Genomic DNA, 253 nt, shown 5'->3' on the forward strand with positions numbered 1-253 from the left:
TAGTTGTCGACGACGAGAATCCGTGCGGTCATCGGACGGCGCCCATCCCTCGGTCGACGGTGACATCGTTGAACGGGAGCAGCGGCTCCGCCCACGGGAAGATGTACTGGAAGAGCACGTAGACGATCGCCAGCACGAGCACGAGTGAAATCAACGCCTTCACCCATGCGTTGCCCGGCAGATGCCGCCAGATCCAGCCGTACATGCTGTCGCTGTCCCTACTCGCCGATGACGATGACCGTGCCGATCGATC

Annotated in this window: 1 protein-coding gene; it reads right to left on the bottom strand. The window is 61.7% G+C overall.

Annotation, left to right across the window (positions count from 1 at the left end; all coding sequences use genetic code 11):
• Window positions 1-28: 28 nt before the first annotated feature.
• Window positions 29-253: hypothetical protein (locus GJQ66_RS14340; RefSeq protein ID WP_230379657.1), on the bottom strand; the 225-nt coding region annotated here is incomplete at its 5' end.

The sequence above is a fragment of the Microbacterium sp. ZXX196 genome (assembly GCF_009709595.1).
Lineage (GTDB): Bacteria > Actinomycetota > Actinomycetes > Actinomycetales > Microbacteriaceae > Microbacterium > Microbacterium excoecariae.